The 16,190-nt window shown below is 58.1% G+C and carries 23 protein-coding genes; 3 read left to right on the forward strand and 20 right to left on the reverse strand.

The window, feature by feature from the left end:
- Nucleotide 1: 1 nt before the first annotated feature.
- The 5 genes from HX824_RS12915 to HX824_RS12935 all read right to left on the reverse strand — a co-directional run bounded on the left by HX824_RS12915 (nucleotide 2) and on the right by HX824_RS12935 (nucleotide 1,679).
- Nucleotides 2-235 (reverse strand): hypothetical protein, encoded by a 234-nt coding sequence (locus HX824_RS12915; RefSeq protein WP_177026863.1) that lies wholly within the window; start codon nucleotides 233-235, stop codon nucleotides 2-4.
- Nucleotides 236-311: 76 nt separating this feature from the next.
- Nucleotides 312-683, reverse strand: a complete 372-nt coding sequence (locus tag HX824_RS12920; protein WP_177054624.1) for a hypothetical protein — start codon at nucleotides 681-683, stop codon at nucleotides 312-314.
- Complete coding sequence (locus HX824_RS12925; RefSeq protein ID WP_057709693.1) at nucleotides 683-979, reverse strand: ogr/Delta-like zinc finger family protein; 297 nt, start codon at nucleotides 977-979, stop codon at nucleotides 683-685. Before HX824_RS12925 ends, HX824_RS12920 begins: the two co-directional genes overlap by 1 nt.
- The gene (locus HX824_RS12930; protein ID WP_177054625.1) at nucleotides 979-1,449 is read right to left on the reverse strand and encodes a YmfL family putative regulatory protein; all 471 of its coding nucleotides are present in this window, start codon (nucleotides 1,447-1,449) and stop codon (nucleotides 979-981) included. Before HX824_RS12930 ends, HX824_RS12925 begins: the two co-directional genes overlap by 1 nt.
- 29 nt (nucleotides 1,450-1,478) lie before the next feature.
- Nucleotides 1,479-1,679, reverse strand: a complete 201-nt coding sequence (locus HX824_RS12935; RefSeq protein WP_177054681.1) for a DNA-binding protein — start codon at nucleotides 1,677-1,679, stop codon at nucleotides 1,479-1,481.
- A gap of 84 nt (nucleotides 1,680-1,763) precedes the next feature.
- On the opposite strand from HX824_RS12935, the gene HX824_RS12940 reads away from it, so the two are divergent.
- Together HX824_RS12940 and HX824_RS12945 are read left to right on the forward strand one after the other, a co-directional pair.
- Nucleotides 1,764-2,102 (forward strand): helix-turn-helix domain-containing protein, encoded by a 339-nt coding sequence (locus tag HX824_RS12940; protein ID WP_177054626.1) that lies wholly within the window; start codon nucleotides 1,764-1,766, stop codon nucleotides 2,100-2,102.
- 215 nt (nucleotides 2,103-2,317) lie between these two features.
- The gene (locus HX824_RS12945) at nucleotides 2,318-2,479 is read left to right on the forward strand and encodes a hypothetical protein (protein WP_177054627.1); all 162 of its coding nucleotides are present in this window, start codon (nucleotides 2,318-2,320) and stop codon (nucleotides 2,477-2,479) included.
- Nucleotides 2,480-2,510: 31 nt separating this feature from the next.
- Here the strand turns inward: HX824_RS12945 and HX824_RS12950 are convergent, their stop codons facing one another.
- The gene (locus tag HX824_RS12950) at nucleotides 2,511-2,858 is read right to left on the reverse strand and encodes a hypothetical protein (protein WP_177054628.1); all 348 of its coding nucleotides are present in this window, start codon (nucleotides 2,856-2,858) and stop codon (nucleotides 2,511-2,513) included.
- A gap of 216 nt (nucleotides 2,859-3,074) precedes the next feature.
- Between HX824_RS12950 and HX824_RS12955 the strand changes: the two genes are divergently transcribed.
- A complete protein-coding gene (locus HX824_RS12955) occupies nucleotides 3,075-3,533 on the forward strand; it encodes a hypothetical protein (protein ID WP_177054629.1) in 459 nt (152 codons plus the stop codon).
- Nucleotides 3,534-3,538: 5 nt separating this feature from the next.
- Here HX824_RS12955 and HX824_RS12960 read toward each other — a convergent pair whose 3' ends face one another.
- From HX824_RS12960 to HX824_RS13025, 14 genes are all read right to left on the reverse strand, one after another.
- Nucleotides 3,539-4,843, reverse strand: coding sequence for a phage late control D family protein (locus HX824_RS12960; RefSeq protein WP_177054630.1), 1,305 nt, complete (start codon nucleotides 4,841-4,843; stop codon nucleotides 3,539-3,541).
- Nucleotides 4,840-5,280 carry a phage tail protein gene (locus HX824_RS12965; RefSeq protein WP_177054631.1) on the reverse strand — a complete coding sequence of 147 codons (441 nt, stop codon included), beginning with the start codon at nucleotides 5,278-5,280 and terminating at the stop codon, nucleotides 4,840-4,842. Before HX824_RS12965 ends, HX824_RS12960 begins: the two co-directional genes overlap by 4 nt.
- Before the next feature lie 6 nt (nucleotides 5,281-5,286).
- The gene (locus HX824_RS12970) at nucleotides 5,287-8,001 is read right to left on the reverse strand and encodes a phage tail tape measure protein (RefSeq protein ID WP_218180471.1); all 2,715 of its coding nucleotides are present in this window, start codon (nucleotides 7,999-8,001) and stop codon (nucleotides 5,287-5,289) included.
- Nucleotides 8,002-8,014: 13 nt separating this feature from the next.
- On the reverse strand, nucleotides 8,015-8,134 hold the full coding sequence (locus tag HX824_RS12975; RefSeq protein WP_073843658.1) for a GpE family phage tail protein: 120 nt from the start codon (nucleotides 8,132-8,134) through the stop codon (nucleotides 8,015-8,017).
- Nucleotides 8,135-8,142: 8 nt separating this feature from the next.
- On the reverse strand, nucleotides 8,143-8,478 hold the full coding sequence (locus HX824_RS12980) for a phage tail assembly protein (protein WP_177054633.1): 336 nt from the start codon (nucleotides 8,476-8,478) through the stop codon (nucleotides 8,143-8,145).
- Nucleotides 8,479-8,524: 46 nt separating this feature from the next.
- The gene (locus HX824_RS12985; protein WP_177054634.1) at nucleotides 8,525-9,043 is read right to left on the reverse strand and encodes a phage major tail tube protein; all 519 of its coding nucleotides are present in this window, start codon (nucleotides 9,041-9,043) and stop codon (nucleotides 8,525-8,527) included.
- A gap of 57 nt (nucleotides 9,044-9,100) precedes the next feature.
- On the reverse strand, nucleotides 9,101-10,276 hold the full coding sequence (locus tag HX824_RS12990) for a phage tail sheath protein (protein ID WP_177054635.1): 1,176 nt from the start codon (nucleotides 10,274-10,276) through the stop codon (nucleotides 9,101-9,103).
- A 120-nt stretch (nucleotides 10,277-10,396) separates the two neighbouring features.
- Nucleotides 10,397-10,831 (reverse strand): phage tail assembly chaperone, encoded by a 435-nt coding sequence (locus HX824_RS12995; RefSeq protein ID WP_177054636.1) that lies wholly within the window; start codon nucleotides 10,829-10,831, stop codon nucleotides 10,397-10,399.
- A 12-nt stretch (nucleotides 10,832-10,843) separates the two neighbouring features.
- Nucleotides 10,844-12,793 carry a phage tail protein gene (locus HX824_RS32580; RefSeq protein ID WP_256346996.1) on the reverse strand — a complete coding sequence of 650 codons (1,950 nt, stop codon included), beginning with the start codon at nucleotides 12,791-12,793 and terminating at the stop codon, nucleotides 10,844-10,846.
- On the reverse strand, nucleotides 12,790-13,407 hold the full coding sequence (locus tag HX824_RS13005) for a phage tail protein I (protein WP_177054637.1): 618 nt from the start codon (nucleotides 13,405-13,407) through the stop codon (nucleotides 12,790-12,792). The genes HX824_RS32580 and HX824_RS13005 overlap by 4 nt, the downstream gene beginning before the upstream one ends.
- Entirely contained in the window at nucleotides 13,407-14,318 is a 912-nt protein-coding gene (locus HX824_RS13010) for a baseplate J/gp47 family protein (RefSeq protein ID WP_177054638.1), read from the reverse strand. The genes HX824_RS13005 and HX824_RS13010 overlap by 1 nt, the downstream gene beginning before the upstream one ends.
- Nucleotides 14,315-14,659: a GPW/gp25 family protein gene (locus tag HX824_RS13015; protein ID WP_123478822.1), complete on the reverse strand. Its 345-nt coding sequence runs from the start codon at nucleotides 14,657-14,659 to the stop codon at nucleotides 14,315-14,317. Before HX824_RS13015 ends, HX824_RS13010 begins: the two co-directional genes overlap by 4 nt.
- Nucleotides 14,656-15,228 (reverse strand): phage baseplate assembly protein V, encoded by a 573-nt coding sequence (locus HX824_RS13020; protein WP_177054639.1) that lies wholly within the window; start codon nucleotides 15,226-15,228, stop codon nucleotides 14,656-14,658. The genes HX824_RS13015 and HX824_RS13020 overlap by 4 nt, the downstream gene beginning before the upstream one ends.
- Before the next feature lie 61 nt (nucleotides 15,229-15,289).
- Nucleotides 15,290-16,165: a hypothetical protein gene (locus tag HX824_RS13025; RefSeq protein WP_177054640.1), complete on the reverse strand. Its 876-nt coding sequence runs from the start codon at nucleotides 16,163-16,165 to the stop codon at nucleotides 15,290-15,292.
- Nucleotides 16,166-16,190 lie beyond the last annotated feature (25 nt).

The raw sequence follows: 16,190 nt of genomic DNA on the forward strand, positions 1-16,190 counted from the left end.
CTTACTTCGCTTCGTCGAGGCTGTGTTTAAGGGCGCCCATCAGGCTTTTTCTTGCTGCCAACCCGGGGAACGCCACCAGCAATGAGCCGTGCCGCAAACCCTCGGGGATCATGCGAAACCGATCGTCATACCAGTGCTCGTTGAGCAGTGCCGAGTACTGCACGCGCAGGTCCTGGAGCAGGGCCTCTGCTTGGTCACGGGGCAGTTTTGCGGTGATGGCGATGTCGATTTCCATGTTCCACCTCGGATTGCGGGCAAAGCTCACCCAAACCCATTGGGAACAGGGCAGGGCGTGGGGTTAAAAGGAAGCGTTACTGAGGGTGTGGTTTGTGTACGGCGTTGCGCTGGTCGAGCATTTTCTGCGGCAGAAAGCGAGCTGGAACCGGGAAGCGTTGATCCGCCAGAACGTCCACCAGGTGTACACGGGTGCTGTCAGACCCAGCGGCCCAGTCAACGCCGATCCAACGGCGCTTTTTGATCATCTGCAGTTCAGTCCAGGCGTTGTGAACAAGCTTTGGCGCCATAAACACTGGCACTTCCAGCGCGAGCGTCAGGTGGCGAATGCAACGATCGAACAACAGATCGGAATCCACCAGGTGTTCTGCCTCATGGCGTTGCAGGTAAGCGAAAGCAGCGTGTTGCATGCTGCTGCGGTAGTCATGAGTCTGTTGATCGAGGTTCATCACGCGCGCTCCATTTCCAGTTGGTCCAGCAGATCGGGTTGATCGTTTTTCGACTTGAGGTTCTGACGTGCAAGTAGCCGAACCTTTGTGGGAGCCGTGGGCAAAACCGTCAGGGGCCGCTCAATGCCGGAGGGACTGAGCTGATATTCCCAAACCAACGACCCGGAGAAGGTGGCACCGCACAGCAAGTTGGTGCATTCCGAGTACATCGAGCGGAAGCAAGGCGTCTGCCCCTCGGAGGTACGGATGCGCATAGAACTGTTGCAGCAAGGGCAGACGAGTTTGTAAGTACTCACTACACAGCTCCCTGGCTGTAAAGCTGGATAGTCGCGAACACCTCGGCGTAACGAGCCGACATGTAGGTGACCAGGGCGGCGATGATTGCGTCGGCCTCGCGCTTTTCAATGATCCCGTCATCCAGGGCGGCGGACATGATCTGGTCAACCCTGCCGCGCTTGGCCGAGGCTTTGAGCGAACGGGTGTACAGCTCAACGTTGTCCAGGGTTTCCGGGAGGCTCAGCGGTACGAACATGCCGCCGTACATTGAGGCGATGTAGTCCGGTAGGAAGGTGGTACCGGCAACTTTCTCCAGGCGGTGAATATGCTCGTCGGTCAGCGGGCGACTGCCGGCGTTCTCGTAGGCCTGGTTGTCGAACTTCTTCAGCGGCATACCGAGGTCTGCCGAGGCGTAAGACCGACCGCCAGGGTAGGCGCCGATAACGGCCATTACGACGCTCTTTCTGCTGTCTAGAACTGGGCGTTTCATCTTCTGGTTTCCCCTTGGAGCCAGAGGCCCTAGTTTGTAATCACGCCGTCTTTGATACCGAGCAGAACAGCTGCTCGGTGCGCTTCACCTCGACGGCCTTTCTTGCGGCCGTTCAGCAGGTCGCTGACCAGATTTCTGTTCAACTCATACCGACGGCAGAACTCGGCAATGCTGACGCCCTTGCGGTCAAGAGCCGCACGGGCTTGCTCGGGTGTAAGGGGGGCGGGCATAGTGTTCATGTGTGTTCGTTCGTGTTGGTGTGGGGTCATTCTTGAATAGAAAAATGTTCAAGTCAATAAGGGTTGATCAAAAAAATGTACATTTCTGATGGGGTGGGCGATCGCCTGAAAGAAGAGCGCGACCGTCTGGGCCTGAATCAGACCGATTTCGGGGCGCTAGGAAGCGTCAGCCGAGGGACGCAGAAGGCATACGAGCAGGGCACCAATTCGCCAGATTTGCGCTACCTGGCCGCACTTGAAGCGGCGGGTGTTGATGTTCAGTACGTGCTGACAGGCGTGAAGGCTGTGCTGTCAAAAGATGGGATCGACAGCGTCGAATCCAGAATTCTGGAGAACTACCGCTCGCTGTCTGAGAGCGATAAGGCCTCAGTCCTGCGATTGACCAGTGCCTTGGCAATCCCCGCGACCGCTTAACTGTTTATCTCGTGACAGGCCGGTGGCAACCATTCGGCCCTAGTCCCATGGACTACATCTACTTACTTCTCTGCCCACAGCGTTAGTCGCCTTTTATCGCTGGGCGGGGGTGGTGGCACATCAAAACATGGTGAGAATCGCTCGTTCGCCGGGTGTTTTCGACGGCATTACTGATGGTGCCGGGCGCCCGTTACGTGTTGTAAAGGGAGTAGAACATGTTGGTGAACAGCGATGCAGAGACCAATCAAATCGCAAGCGGTGAGGAACAGCGTTTAACTACCGCTGAACAGTACCTGGTGAAGGTGTTCAGGCAGTTGAGCGAAGAACACCGGAACGACATGCTGCGGTTTATTGATGCGCTCTTGAAGGCTCAATAGCGGGAGAGGCCCGGCTTGCCGGGCTTTTAGATCAAACAATCGTAGTTTCAGAGAAACCACATGCGCTGCACTCATGAAAGCGCGAATTGGCGCCTAGTTCACCAAAAGTTGGATCTGGTTTAGACGAGATCAGTTTGTAAGTACGGTTATTGCAGCTGGGGCAAGGGGTGCCGGTAGCACTCGTAAGCGCACTGATTTTTTCTTTGAGCTGAACATTTTCTGACAACAGGTCGGCAAGTTTCAGTTTTACCTCTGCTAGTTCCAGACTTAAATCCGCCAGGACGTTTTTGAACTCTGCGTTCTCAATGTTTTTGCTGATGTCTTTCAGGCGTGAAGCAAGGCCCAAAGCAGTTGATACGGTGGAAATCAGGTCTGTCATTTTTTTTCCTTGATGATGGTTTCCTCTGCGCCCGGATTGTAGCCCATGCCCCACTCGATATATTTATAGACGCAGCTATCGTAGGGTGTTGAGGTGTGGGTCAGATAGGAATCACCCGTAGGTATTGCCGAAACAGCAACCCCCTAATAGCCTATGTGCCTTGGCAGCACCAAACAGATGCGAAAGCGCCAAGGAATCATCAACAGAGGGACCGCCGTGAATACTGATGCATTGATGGGAGTCGGCGCCGGCCTGGTATTGCTTGCTCTCTCTACAAACGTTTTTGCAGAGCCCTGCAACGATATGCTTTCTGCTCTCCAGCAAGAACGCCACTTATCCCAGGTCAAACAAACCGAAGGCAAGCAAACCACCGAATACCGCGACGGCCCAAACATCGCGCTGTCGCTCAGCTGCGCCACGGGAGCCCCCAACATTGCTATCACCTGGGATGGCCCAACCCCAGATCAAGCGTTCTATGACCTGGTCGGTCGCACCGGCAGCCTCGTTTCAAAAAGTCCCGCTGCCGACATCGTGAAGGCGTCCAAACAGTGCCGCCAACAAGCACTGAAAGACGATAGCGAGATTGCGACCGTCGAGCAAAAAGGACTGGCCATCGAATGCCAGGCCTTTGCCCGTGACGGTGGTGGCACGACCATTACCGTGTTTGCCGAGTAACCTTCCTACACCTTGGCCCCGCCGTCCGCAGGGCCTCCCGCTTCAGCCTTCGTCGCCTGCAGCCGCTTCCACTCCCGATCCACAGCCCGCTTGGCCGTGTTCTTATTGGCGTACAGCCATAGCAGGCGCCGAGGTTTGGCCTGGTCACCGGCCGTCATGGTTTTCTCTTTCCCGGTTTTGTCATCACGGTAGTAGGCGATGATCCCGGTGTAATCCAGTTTGTTCTCCACCGCCAAGTCATCGACGGTGTCTTCCGGCAACTTGCTTTCCAGCTCCAGGCTCATGGTGTAGCCGTTGTCCGGGCTCAGGTTGTGTTGCACGTTGCCGCCATACCAGATGATTTCGTCGATTTCAGCCTTCACGCCCTGCAGCGTGTAGGTCAGCTCCGGGATTAGATCGGGACGGCCCACCGCCAGGGTGTAGCTGAGGGTCGCGCTGCCACGGCGCAGGCGGTTGAATTCCGCCCGGGCAGCACGAAGGGCAGACTGCTTGTCGCTGTAGGTATGGCGCAGGTCTTTGAGGTTTTCGCCGCCGCCGGCAATGGCTTCCTGCTTCTTCGCGCTGTTCACGTCGTAGAAGTAGGCACGCACACCGTCATAGCTGTCGCGGTCGGCCAACAGGTAGCGGTGCTGGTCGCCGTCGGCTCGGGTGAGGGTGATGTGGGGCAGGTTCAGGCCGCTGGCGGTCTTGCCACCGCCGGCAGGCATGCACAGCAGGCATCCCGCTTTGACGCTGGCCACCGCGTCGAACTCTTCGCCCAGGCGGCTGATCAGGTTGGCGTCAGATTCGTTCGCCTGATCAAGCTGCAGGATGGGTAGGCCGTCGAGCGCACCGGCAATGGTGGCGGTGAGGCCGTTACCTATTGCGATATCGCCCAAGACGTCGCCGAGGGTAGTATTGCTCCAGCTGCGCTCGCGTTTGGTTTTGAGGGCCTTGCGTAAATCTGCCGAGCGAGCGCGGATGCTCAGCATATCCGGCGCACCACTGTGTTCGATCTCGTCGACGGTGTAGGTGCCTTTGTCGACCAAGCCGGTGTCACTCCAGCCCAGCCATAACCGCACCACCGCACCCTTGGGGGGAATCGACAGCAATCCATCGTGGTCGCTGAGGGTGATGCTGAGCTGATCGGCTTCGATGCCTCGGTTGTCGGTCAGTTCAAGGCTCATCAACCGCGGGCTTATGAGTTGGGCGATGTCGTTGCCGTCGACGGTCACGCGAAAAGCCGGTACCGGATACGCCGCATCGCGTTTGTAGCGATCGACCGTGTCTTTCAGAAACCCGGTCACACGGGAAAGGGCGGCGTCGATCATAGCAACCTGCGCAGGATGTTCACGCCGACGGCGGTACCGGCGCCCAGCAGGTCGATCCGGTCATCATCGATACGTTTGAGGGACAGGCTGAATTCAATGCGCCGAGGCGTGCCGTCGCGAAAGAAAATAGTCTTGGTTTCGCTCAGACTTTCGATCACCCATAGGCCGTAAATGCGGCCGCTGCCTTCGACCATAGGCCAGGCCTTGCCGGTGTTAGCCATCAATCGAATGGCGTCCAGGCTGAGTCCGCTGCCCGCCAGCTCAGGCAGGATCACACCTGGCAGCGTGATGGTGTCGTCGCCACGCCCAAGGAACTGCCGCGCGGGTACGGCACCGATCCGATTGTTGCTGGCGTGACGCCATTCGGTTTGGCGCTGCAGTTCCTGATAGGCGGCGGTTGAGAGGCTGAACACGAACATGCCGAGGGCGAGCATCATGCGGGGTTACTCCAGGTCTGACAGTTTGCTGCGTGTACGGGCGTTTTTTTCGCTCTCAATACGGGCCAGTTCCGCACGCACGGCCCGCGCAATTGCCATGGCATCCATGCCCTGACTGGGATGGATGTTGATTTCGTACTGATCGTGGCTGTCGTAAGTGGGGCTGCTCATCGCGCTGATGGGCGGGCGGTCATCAATTGCCAGCGCCGTTCCGCTCATCGTGCCCAGGGTCATTGCGCCGGCGGCAGTGAGTTGTTTGCTGAACTTGCTCAGGGCCGTGAGCGGCCCCCCTTCACCGTTTTCGAGCCCCTGTGTCAGTCCCGCCATGGTGAAACCGCCCAGCTCTGCGAACACCCGCGACGGGCTGTGGATACCGAGTTTTTCCTTGAACCAACCAATGGTTGAGTCGCCGATTGAGACGATGGTGTCTTTTACCAGGCCCATCCCGGACAGCAGGCCATTCACCAACCCGTTGACGATCATGCTGCCGTACTCGGTAAAGCGCGACGGCAGTTCAATCCCTAGGTAACTCAACACGCCGGCAAACGCTTGGTAAATCAGCCCCTGTGGGCTGAAGTTCACCAGCGTGGCGATGATGCCGCCAATACCGCCGTCGAATCCGGCCTTGATTTCTGTCCAGGCATTGCTGAAATACAATTTTACCGCGTCCCAGTTCCGGTAGATCAGGTAGGCGCCGCCGGCAATTGCGGCGACAACGGCGGCGATGATCAGAACTATCGGGTTAGCAGCCAAGCCCCACAAAGCAATGCCTACCGTCCGAATTGCGGTCAGTAGCGCACCGCCCATGGTTACGGCCAGCACGCGAATGCCCTGCATTAACATCGGGAACGTGTTTTTGGCGAGGCCAACCAATGTCGGAAACAGCCGCTGGGCGACGGCAGCCACCCATGCGCTCTTGAGGCCGAACAAGCCCATGCCGTAGCTGACCACCGCGAAGGGGCCGATCAAGCTGGCCAGGGTCAAGGCCAGAGCACCGAAGACACCCGCCAGCACGCCGACCACCATGAGGGTTTTCGTCATGGCAGCGGCGGCTGCAGGGTTCTCTTTCATCCATGCAGTGACGCCTTTGATCGCTGCGGTGATGCTTTTCAGCGCCTCGACGTAGGTGGGCAGAATCGCGTCGCTCATTTCCCGGTAGGCATTGGCTTTTTGTGCGAGCAATTCCAGCTCAGCACCCTGAGCGGTGTTCATGCCTTTGTCGTAGAGCTGATCGATGCCGTCGGCACCGGCATTGAGCTTGGCGTTTTTGTGGATCTGTTCACGCTGCAAGTACATCTGCGCGAACAGGTTGGAGGCGGTTCGGTTGGAGAAAATGCTGCCTATGCTATCCAGCACCTGCTTCTTGTCCGTAATGCCTTTGGCGGCCAACTGCGGCAGCAGGATTTTCTCCATCCACTCGAACTGGTTTTCACGAAACAGCTCACTGCCCTTGATCGCACCGACGTCGAGGAAGGCAATTTGGCCAGCCTTGTCGTGCTTGACTTTGGCCGGGTCGACCAGGCCCAGTTGCTCCAGATTGTTCGCCGCGCGTTTGGTGGTTTTGCCCTGGTAGATGTTGGAATAAGCGCTCATCATCGCCGTACCAACGCGGTGGCCACCCATTTCCTGCACCAGCGGTTCCATCTGGTAGTAGAACGCTTCGTCCTTGATGCCCTTGGCCGCTACGCCGCCGGTCTTGATCACGTTCAGCCATTCATTCGGCCCAACACGGCCACCTGTGGCGGTAAGGATACGCTGCACGATATCGGCTTGATTGATGAACGCTTCTTTACTGGCCAGGCCACCTCGCAGCTCAATCACTTTGAGCATATCCATGAACTTGCGTTCGTTCTCAGAGCCTTCTTCCTCGCCGTACATGGCGTGGTTGGCAAACTTCATTTTCGCCAAGGTGGGTGCAACCATTTCCGCTTCGTGCTCGTCAGCAAACACCGTCATTGCATCCCGAACCAACGTCAGGTTTTCCGTCACGCTGGTGCCGTAGGTTTTCATGCGCTTGGCAAACTCAATCGCCTTGCCGGTGTCTTCTTTGCCCAGGCCCAGGGCGGCGACACGGTTTTCCTCAAGCGCAAACTGTTTACCTTCTTGAAGGGGCGCGTAAAGGCCATGGCCGATGGCGTAACCCGTGCCCATACCGGCGGCGCCTGCCATAGCGGCGTTCCCGGCGAACTGCTTGCGCCCGCTGTATGTACTGTCGAGGCGTGCCCGGGTTTTTGCCGCGCGTTCTTGATTGGCGTTTAGGGCTCGCAGACGCCGCCCCTGCTCAGCAATGCTGTTGTTGGTGGCGCTGATCCGCTCACGCAACTGACGTTCGTGGGTGCTAAGATTTTTGGTGCTGATGCCTGCATCGGAAAGCTTGGAACGCAGCCGCTGGAGCTGTATGCCTTGCTTTAGGTGTTCTTGCTTTAGGCGTTGGGCTTCGCGCACAGCGGCTCGAAAGTCCTTGGTCATTGCTCTGGTCGGGGCGCCGGTCGCGGCGAATTGCAGACTGAGGGCTTTAACCCGCTCGCGGGCCGCGTCTAGGGATTGCTTGGTTTCCTCGGCGGCAGTTTTTTGGGAGCGCCAGGCGCTCACATCTTTCTGCTGGGCGTTGAGTTCTTTCAGGCGGTCACGGGCGGCCTTGAGTGCGCGGGCCGTTTCGGTGCTGCCTCCGGTGATTTTCTTCAACGGGCCGGTGGCTTTGTCAATGGCGTCGAGCAACACCCGCAGTTTTAAATCATTTGCCATCGACGCTGCTCCGAATACGCGCCCGTTCGCGCCAGTCCATCAGTTCCTGCAGGCCCAGCTGATCCATGTCAGCCGGCGCCCAGTGAAAAACCACGGCCAGATCGGCCATGGCGTCCTCTACGCAACGAGGGATGCATCCGTCTTCAGTTGCTTCTGCAACAAAAAACCAGACACCTTGTTGCCGAGGATGAACAGGTCGGCAGGGTCCATGCCGGCAAGCTCGACGGCCGTGAGGGTCGGGGTGCTGATGCGCGGCAGCACCTTGAGGAGGCTGGTAACGTCCATGTTCAGCAATTCGGCCAAGCTAATGCCGCGCAGTTCGCCCGAGTTTGGCTTGCGCAGGGTGATGCTTTCGATGGTGGAGGTGCCACGGCGGATCGGTGTATCGAGGATAACGGTGTTGTCGTCGGGCAGTTGTTGAATGTCAGGTTGTTCGGTAGCTACGGCTTTCATGAGTAAAACTCCTGATGATGGGCAAGGGTGTTGTATCGCTGATGGGCTATAAGATGCCAATGGCGTTACGCTGTTTCTCCAGCATGTCAACACCGTCAACCTTCTCGATGAAGTTGAGCAGGTCGACTTCGATGATCTCTTCGTTGTCGACGGTCAACTTGTAGTAGGTACAGGTTGTTTTGATGGTGTGCTCAGTGTCCTCGCCTGGCTTTGCTTCGCCCATTTCAATGGACTCATGACGCCCACGGACGACAATTTCTACGGCGCTGACTTCTCCCGTATCGTCCTGCTCAAAGGCACCTGCAAAGCGCAAGGCCACACCGGAGGCATTGGCCATGCCGAACTGTTTAAGGCTGATCAGATCCAGGCCGCCGGTCTTCCATTCGAACTGGATACCGTCGTCGGAAAAGCCCAGATCAGCCTTGACCGGGCCATTCATGCCGCCGCCGCGATAGGCCTCCATCTTGCGGCCGAGGGCGGGTAGGGTGACGGACTTCACCGTCCCCCTGTAGATGTTGGCGTCGTTGAACAGCATGAGGTTCTTAAGTTTGCGTGGCATCGCCATGGCGGTGTTCTCCGGGTGTTTGGCTCGGGGTTAACTCCCCTTGCGGGGAGACCCGGTTTAGCTGTTGATCTGGCTGGCGAACGTCATCAGATAGCTGTCGGTGATGCGCTGGCGCAAGGTGAGGTCTTCCAGCGGCGGCACTGGCGTGTAGTCGTAATCGATCGTCAGCTTGCCGGCCTTGAGGGTGTCTTTGTCGTTGATGTCTTCCGGGTACCAGGCGCTGCCGCCGATCAGGTAGCCCTGGGCAACCATCTCGCGAAACTTGGCGTTGATGCCTTCGATGATGTCTCGCACCAGGGAGGCGTGCATGGGCTTGTCCACGGCCCACATGTGCGCCTCGGCCATGGTGTCGGCGAGGATCTGCGCGGTACGGGTGTAGTTTTCGAAGGCAAACAAAGGATCGTCGCTGCACGTACGGCTGCCCCAGAAGCGGAAGCCGCCCTCATTGATCAGTGTTGTGACCTCGTTGCTGTTGAGGTAGTTGGCGTCGGTGGCCGGGTTTTGCAGATCCCAGAACACATCTGCGCTGATGCCGGTCACGCCGTTGACCGCAACGTTGGAAAGGGTCTTGTGCCAGCCGGTTTCCTGGTCGATTTTTGCCCGCAGGCCCAGGGCGCGGGCCACCGCCGACGCGGTAACGGTCGCGCTGGTGACCGTGTCCCAGTTCTGGAACTCCGGCCAGATCACCATGACCTCACGGGCGCCGAAGTTTTCACGGTAAGCGACCACTTCTTCCTTGGTTTTGCAGTCCCAGGCACTGACGTAGGCGAAGGCGCGCAGGTCCTGCGCAATCGATACCAGGGCGGCGGCCACCGGCTGGCTGTCAAGACCAGGTACGCCGAGAATGCGTGGCGTCATGCCCACGCGGGCCTTGGCTGCGAGCAAGGCTTTCATGCCGGTGTATTTGCCATCGGCGGTGGTGGTACCGATCAGGGCAGTGGTGGTAGCGGCTGAGTCTGCGCCTTCCTTGACCCGAACCACGATGGTGTAGGGCTTGGTCTGATCGGCGATGGCTTGGAGGCTGGACGCCAGAGTGCCCTTTACGCCGGCTTTGGCGATGGCGCTTTGCACGTTGGTCAGCAGTACCGGAGTGTCCAGCGGGAAAGCGAGCGGGTCCGCATCTTCAGCCGTACAAACCAAGCCGATGACTGCGGTGGGAATGGTGCGAATGGGGCGGGTGCCGTCGTTGAGTTCGATGACCCGCACGCCGTGGAGATAGTCTGAACCGGCCATGGGTGGATGCCTGCGCTGTGATGGAATGACAGTGCACAGGCTGCCGCGCGCGCGGCAGTTCGGCGAGTGGTGGACGTTGTAGGTGGACACGCTACAAGGCGCGCCACCTTTCGATGGTTGTTATTGAACCTGCTCATCAAGCCAAGTGGGCGCGATAGGGCGATGCGTGCTATCCGGGAATTCCGGCGATTGCGGCCAGTCGCGCAGTGCCTGCATGAACACCAACAGCCCTCCGAATTGCTCGGCGGTGAGCGTTGTCGGCGCGCCAATTTCCAGCTGATCGCGGTGCCGGTCACGCAGCCATGCCGCAGACGTCAGTACTCCATCACGCCAAGCGCGTTCGGCCAAAGCCACGGCATCGAGATCAACCGGCGGTTCGACCAGCTCAAGCGAACCATCCTCGGACACTTGCGCGAGCAAACCGCTCGATATCCCTGCCAGCAGCTCCGTTCGCTGCGGCTCGGTGACCGCAATCGCATCTGTCGGAATCTGCTTTTTACTATTGAGCGCCGTGTCGAAAAAACCACGCTCTGATGGGCTGTAAAACGCTGCCATAGGTGTACCTCTTTATCGGCCAAGCGCCAGCCAAGCGATGTCGCCTGCTGACTGGGTGTAGTTGTTCTGAACGCGGATCACTGACCTCGATACGTACCCTGCTCCAGGCGCAAATGCTGCCCCGGTGATCATCGTCGTAAAGGCCATGCAGGCGCCCACCCACATGATTTCGGTCGGGAACGTCACGGAAAGAGACACGTCACGACCAGGGCCTTGCGATGTACCGCTGTTGGTCGCCTGTCCAACCCCGACCGCTAACCCCCATTGCAAAATCCAGCCGCCCAGCCAGGTTGGCATCGCAATGTAGCCATTGGCGCCAAGCACCCATGAAACACCCGCGCGCAGCTTTTTGGGCGTCACGGCTTTTGTGTCGTCGGTCCCAGCATTGACCTCCGGTTGCGTGGCGAGTTGTACAACGCCCAGCACGCCTTCTTGGGCGGCTTGCCACAACGCGGCCAAGCGCGTGGCGAGCGTCAATGGAGTGACTATCGTCGAAGGTTCAGTGCCGCTGTTGACAGCTGTCTGCGAGGCGATACGAGCGATACCAGCAATGCTTGTTGTCGCCTGCACTACTTTGGCAGCGATTGCCTGCCAGACCCGTAGCGCCGTCATTGGTTTGGTTGTGTCAGAGCCCTGCTCGGCTTCCGTTTGGCCCGCAGCGGTGATGCCGTAGCCAGCTAATGTAGTCGGCAGGCCTGTCAGTCCGGCAAAAGGTATGGAGTTCAAGCCTGCGCCGTTGCCGTAGATAGTGCCGGTGATCAGTACGGTGCCTTCCGATGTGACCCGGATACCCGGTCCGCTGGACCATGGATCAGTTCCAAGCCCCAGAAATGCAGTCTTGAACACACCGTCAGCTCCGCCCCAAAAGCCAACGCCCCCCTTAATCGATCCAGGAACCCCGGCGAACATTCCCAATCCCCATGAGAGCGAATTTCCGGGGGAAATGTAGAATCTGCTGTTCTCGGTCAGTTGGACATTGCCTTTAAGGGTACCTCCATTAATCGACAGTGCGTCTGTGATCCCGGCCGCAGCAAGCGTTGTCGGGGTGCCGGTGAGGCCATTCCAGGGAATGCCGCTCAAGCCTGCACCGTTGCCGGTTATCGGCCCCGAGATGTACACACCATCCGCTTTTACCCTTATACCGTAGCCATATTCCCAAGGCGCGCTGCTTAGCCCCATGTAGACCGTGTGTACAGTATCCCTTTTGCCCCAGGCGCCGAAGCCCGACAGGATAGCTCTCGATTCCCGAGATACCGCATGGAGCCCTCCCGCCCAGCTGTCCGAGTCCGTAGCAACGGTTGTGATGCTACGGGCATTGATCAGGCCAATGTTGCCGGTGACGTCACCGCCGGTATTACTCAGTGCGTCAGTAATTCCGTAGCCGCCCAACGTTGTCGGGTTTGAACCCGCAACCACTATGCCCCGGCTGTTGATCTGCACCTTGGTGTATGTGCCAACGGCTTTGTTGGGGGGAAATATCGTGGTGATGGTGGAGTCGACATAGGCGCGAGTAGCCAACACTACGCTCGGGTCAATTTTCAACTCGATGTTGGCGGTGTTGCTTACGATCAGGTTCATACGGATGACCTGGGTCCGTCCTGAACCCTGAGTCAGTAAGGGCTTGAAGCTCGGCGCACAGTTCGCCACAGCAACCAGATCGCCGGCAGCATCGTAGAGCCCGATTTCTCGAATCCACCAGCCGCCGACATTTTCAGGAATAACCTGTTCGGCGATGATGATGTTTGCGTTTGCGGGGTCCACCGTCACCTGATTCAGCGGAGCCCGGCGGTTCTCATGGATCAGTTTTGTTTGTTGCTCGCTAGGGATCGGATCGGCGCCGTTAGCATCGCCGACGCCCATCTGCGAGAAGGTCCAAGGAACGCCCAAGGCGCTGGCATTGGCCTGTTTGGCTTTACCAACGGCGGTAAGAATGGCGAAAAACTGGCTGTTTTGGTCTGTCATGGGTAAATGTCCATGGTGTCGATATTGTGTTCACGACCACCCAGGCGGACGTAGCCGCTAACCTCGATGTCGCGTTGCGTTGGCGGGTACACGTCAATTTCATCGCCGTCGGTGACACAGGCACCGATAAACACCGTGCCGGTGCTTTCCAGGCTAATTGCCAGGCCTGTCAGGTGGCGGGTAACGGGCTTGGCGTCATCAATCAGCCACGTTAGCTCCAGGTACATTTCTTCGGTGATACCGGTGTCGAGCACGCCGACCTTCAAGGCAAAGGTGCCGGGTGCACCCTCTGGCGCGGTCTGCCACCACTCCATCACCTCGATCAGGTAACCCAGAGGCTCGACCACGCGGCGTAGGGCACCGATGGTCCCCTTGTGCGCATGGATGTAGCGGGATGAACGAATGGCTGCGCGCTTGGTGGCTTCCGTCCAATTGCTATCCCAGCGGTCGACGGAAAAGGCCCAGGCCAGGTAAGGCAGCAGCGGCACAGGGCAGGTGTTCGGGTTGCACAGCTGTCGCAGTGGGATGGGGACCCGCTGAATTTGCGCGAGTGCCTGCGCAGCTTGGCGCTCAAGCGACGTGGAGTTTCCGGGCAGCAGGTGCTGGGCGCCCATTACTCGGCTCCTCGGGTCACGGTGACTCCGATGCAGTAGGGCGCCTGGGCTTTTGTGGCGACGATGTCGATCCAATTTTCAAGTTCAACTTTGCGCACACCTTCGACATGCAGCGCGGCGTGAACAGCCGACTCCGACACTTCCATTCCCAGGCGCCGACGCTGGCTGACATAGGCCAGCAAGCGCTGCTCCGCTGCCGCCAGAATCGGCTCCGACTCGGGACCACTGGTTAACAGGTACAGCTTGGCTTTGACCTGGTAGCGGATGATCTGCGCGCCCTGGACGGTAAGGCGGTCTGCCACTGGGCGGCGGTCATCGTCGCTCAGGTACGTCTTGACGATGGCGAGCAGGTCGGCGGGTGCTGTGCCATCACCCAGGAGTGATTGCACGGTGACCACCGCCACGGCAGGGGATGGACTTTCAGCTGTGGCGTCGGCAACCCGGCCGTCCGCGCCTCGGGCATGGAAGATGTAACTGTTGCGTGGCCCGGCGGTGCTCAGCCCTTCCCAGGACATTTGTGCCCGCTCGCGCAAGCTGTCGTCGCTCTCCATCAACCGCGCTACGGGCGGGTTTGCCAGCGGCTTGGCTTCCTGGACTACCAGGCGCGTGACGTTGAAGTTGCCCGCCAATTGGTCCAGATCGGGACCTTGGGCCAGGGCCAGCAGGTTGGCAATTGAGGCCTCGTTGACCCTCTGGCGCCAGATGGTTTCGCGGTAAGCGTTTTCTTCCAGCAGCTTGGTCAGCGGCTCCGATTCCATTTCGAGGCGGGCAGCAATTTCGCTTTGTTCCTCGATCGGCCACAGGCTGATCATGTAGGCCTTGCGCTCGGCGAGGATCAACTCGTAATCGATCTGCTCGACGATCTGCGGCGCCGGGAGCTGGCTGAGGTCAATCGCGGCAAAGGAGTTCATACGCTGCCTCCCAGTTGCAGCGGGATGCTCAGGCTGAACGACTCGTTGCTGTCGACGACACTGCCTTCCACGTCCAGCACGGACTGGCCTTGCAGATTTGCGCCGACGAACTGAATGCGGCTGAGGCTGATCCGCGGTTCCCAGCGCATCAGCGCCATGACTGCGCCCGAGTACACCCGCAAGCGGGTGACGTCGTTGAATGGGTGGTCCACCAGCTCGGGCAGCAAGCTGCCGTACTCTCGGCGCATCACCCGGGTACCGATGCGGGTGGTGAGGATGTCGGTCATGGACTGGGTGATGTGGTCCAGAGTGCCGATGGCGCCGCCGGTTTGTCGGTTCATTCTGGTTTCCCCGTCTTGCCGTTGCCTGGCATCACACCGCCATGGGGGTGGTTGACCACGCTGATGCCGGCGGCGACTACATCTTTGGAGACGGTCACAAGGCCGACCACGTTCTGGTTGCCGGTTTGGTTGTAGTCGCCCTGGTGATTTATAGGACCGATGATATTGATCCCGCCCTTACTGACGATGCTGGTGGTGCCACTGTCGGGCAGGGTGGCATTCAGGTGGTGGGCGACGCTGTCGTACTCGATCACCGCGCCGTCGGCGTAGGTGCGGCGGTGCAGGCCGGCGCGGTCGCCGTTGGCCGGGATGTTGTCGCAGGGCAGACCGGTAAGGACAACGCCGTTGGCGAGCTGGCCGGATGGGCTAAACAGCATCACCTGTTCGTCCAGGGTGGGTGGGTCCCACTCGCGGTCAGACCCGGCGCGGAGAGCCAGCCAGGGTAGCCAAGCGGTGGTCAGTTCACCGGTTTTTACCTTCACGCGCGGGGGCTTCATCTGCACGGCGGCGATGACGCCAAAGCGGATGAGGTTTTCGAGCATGCGGGAGAGGGCGGCGAAGTCGTTCATAGCGCCGATGGTGGCGCCATGCGCGTGGGAGTGCAGCCAACAGAAGTTGTATTGACGCGGATTACAACGACTCTGGACTTTCTTGGTCTGAAGATATTCTCTTTAAAATATCAGGGAGGTGTAGCCCAATAAAAATAACCAGTGAGAAAGCTTTTAGGCTGTTAATTTTCGTGCCGTAATTCGAAACCTCACCGTGGAGAACTTGATGTCGGTTGAGTGCGTTGAAGATTTTTCCATCTTCTGCGGAATCTTTATTTCGTTTGCTTTGACTTTTTAATAAGTCTATATCATGTAGCTTGAAAAATGGACTTAATAGGTTGTTGGCTCTTTGATTATTTCCGATTTTATCCTTTATCCAATTGCTTCCTGTAAGCGCTCCGCCCCCTCTTACCTTGCTCATCGGTGAGGGTATACCGGAGATCTCCCAGAATAGTCCGTCAGCTTGGGCCAAAAAGACCGGAATACTTAGAATGAAACCCTCGTCATCATTTCTCTTGTGTGCATTCACAGCAGCTTCGATTACACGCTTCCTCGCTGGATAGCTACTGCATAATGTTGACGTAAACCAGTCGAGATTTTCGTCGTAGTACTGTTCTAAAATTTCATCGATCTCGCTATCTTCTGCAGACTCAATGTCATCAATCAGTTTTAATGTATTTTGAAGTGAGTCTTGCCAATTGAAAAACCAACCTTGATTGGCTGCTATATCCATGGTCTTACTTGACCGTTCTTGCATTCCGTCGAGTCGTTCTCTAACTTCCTTCCAGTTAACCTTTGAAAAGCTTTCTGCCAGCGGGACGTACTGTTTGTTTACGTTTTGTAGCCATTGCCCGAACCGCTGAAACGCATCTGAAAAGGCCGATATGTGCGGCTCTGTCAACTCGCCTAACAGCTCTACTAGCTTTTTCTTTTCTTCTGGAGTGTATTTGCTCGTCACGACTGACTTCCTATTTTTCATCTCG

Source organism: Pseudomonas sp. D4002, assembly GCF_013385665.1.
Taxonomy (GTDB): Bacteria; Pseudomonadota; Gammaproteobacteria; order Pseudomonadales; family Pseudomonadaceae; genus Aquipseudomonas.

What these genes read in the sequence shown, in the direction of transcription:
- HX824_RS12915 (WP_177026863.1), bottom strand. Translation starts at nt 235, where the DNA reads ATGGAAATCGACATCGCCATCACCGCAAAACTGCCCCGTGACCAAGCA.
- HX824_RS12920 (WP_177054624.1), bottom strand. Translation starts at nt 683, where the DNA reads ATGAACCTCGATCAACAGACTCATGACTACCGCAGCAGCATGCAACAC.
- HX824_RS12930 (WP_177054625.1), bottom strand. Translation starts at nt 1,449, where the DNA reads ATGAAACGCCCAGTTCTAGACAGCAGAAAGAGCGTCGTAATGGCCGTT.
- HX824_RS12935 (WP_177054681.1), bottom strand. Translation starts at nt 1,679, where the DNA reads ATGCCCGCCCCCCTTACACCCGAGCAAGCCCGTGCGGCTCTTGACCGC.
- HX824_RS12940 (WP_177054626.1), top strand. Translation starts at nt 1,764, where the DNA reads ATGTACATTTCTGATGGGGTGGGCGATCGCCTGAAAGAAGAGCGCGAC.
- HX824_RS12945 (WP_177054627.1), top strand. Translation starts at nt 2,318, where the DNA reads ATGTTGGTGAACAGCGATGCAGAGACCAATCAAATCGCAAGCGGTGAG.
- HX824_RS12950 (WP_177054628.1), bottom strand. Translation starts at nt 2,858, where the DNA reads ATGACAGACCTGATTTCCACCGTATCAACTGCTTTGGGCCTTGCTTCA.
- HX824_RS12960 (WP_177054630.1), bottom strand. Translation starts at nt 4,843, where the DNA reads ATGATCGACGCCGCCCTTTCCCGTGTGACCGGGTTTCTGAAAGACACG.
- HX824_RS12965 (WP_177054631.1), bottom strand. Translation starts at nt 5,280, where the DNA reads ATGATGCTCGCCCTCGGCATGTTCGTGTTCAGCCTCTCAACCGCCGCC.
- HX824_RS12975 (WP_073843658.1), bottom strand. Translation starts at nt 8,134, where the DNA reads ATGGCCGATCTGGCCGTGGTTTTTCACTGGGCGCCGGCTGACATGGAT.
- HX824_RS12980 (WP_177054633.1), bottom strand. Translation starts at nt 8,478, where the DNA reads ATGAAAGCCGTAGCTACCGAACAACCTGACATTCAACAACTGCCCGAC.
- HX824_RS12985 (WP_177054634.1), bottom strand. Translation starts at nt 9,043, where the DNA reads ATGGCGATGCCACGCAAACTTAAGAACCTCATGCTGTTCAACGACGCC.
- HX824_RS12990 (WP_177054635.1), bottom strand. Translation starts at nt 10,276, where the DNA reads ATGGCCGGTTCAGACTATCTCCACGGCGTGCGGGTCATCGAACTCAAC.
- HX824_RS12995 (WP_177054636.1), bottom strand. Translation starts at nt 10,831, where the DNA reads ATGGCAGCGTTTTACAGCCCATCAGAGCGTGGTTTTTTCGACACGGCG.
- HX824_RS32580 (WP_256346996.1), bottom strand. Translation starts at nt 12,793, where the DNA reads ATGACAGACCAAAACAGCCAGTTTTTCGCCATTCTTACCGCCGTTGGT.
- HX824_RS13005 (WP_177054637.1), bottom strand. Translation starts at nt 13,407, where the DNA reads ATGGGCGCCCAGCACCTGCTGCCCGGAAACTCCACGTCGCTTGAGCGC.
- HX824_RS13010 (WP_177054638.1), bottom strand. Translation starts at nt 14,318, where the DNA reads ATGAACTCCTTTGCCGCGATTGACCTCAGCCAGCTCCCGGCGCCGCAG.
- HX824_RS13015 (WP_123478822.1), bottom strand. Translation starts at nt 14,659, where the DNA reads ATGAACCGACAAACCGGCGGCGCCATCGGCACTCTGGACCACATCACC.
- HX824_RS13020 (WP_177054639.1), bottom strand. Translation starts at nt 15,228, where the DNA reads ATGAACGACTTCGCCGCCCTCTCCCGCATGCTCGAAAACCTCATCCGC.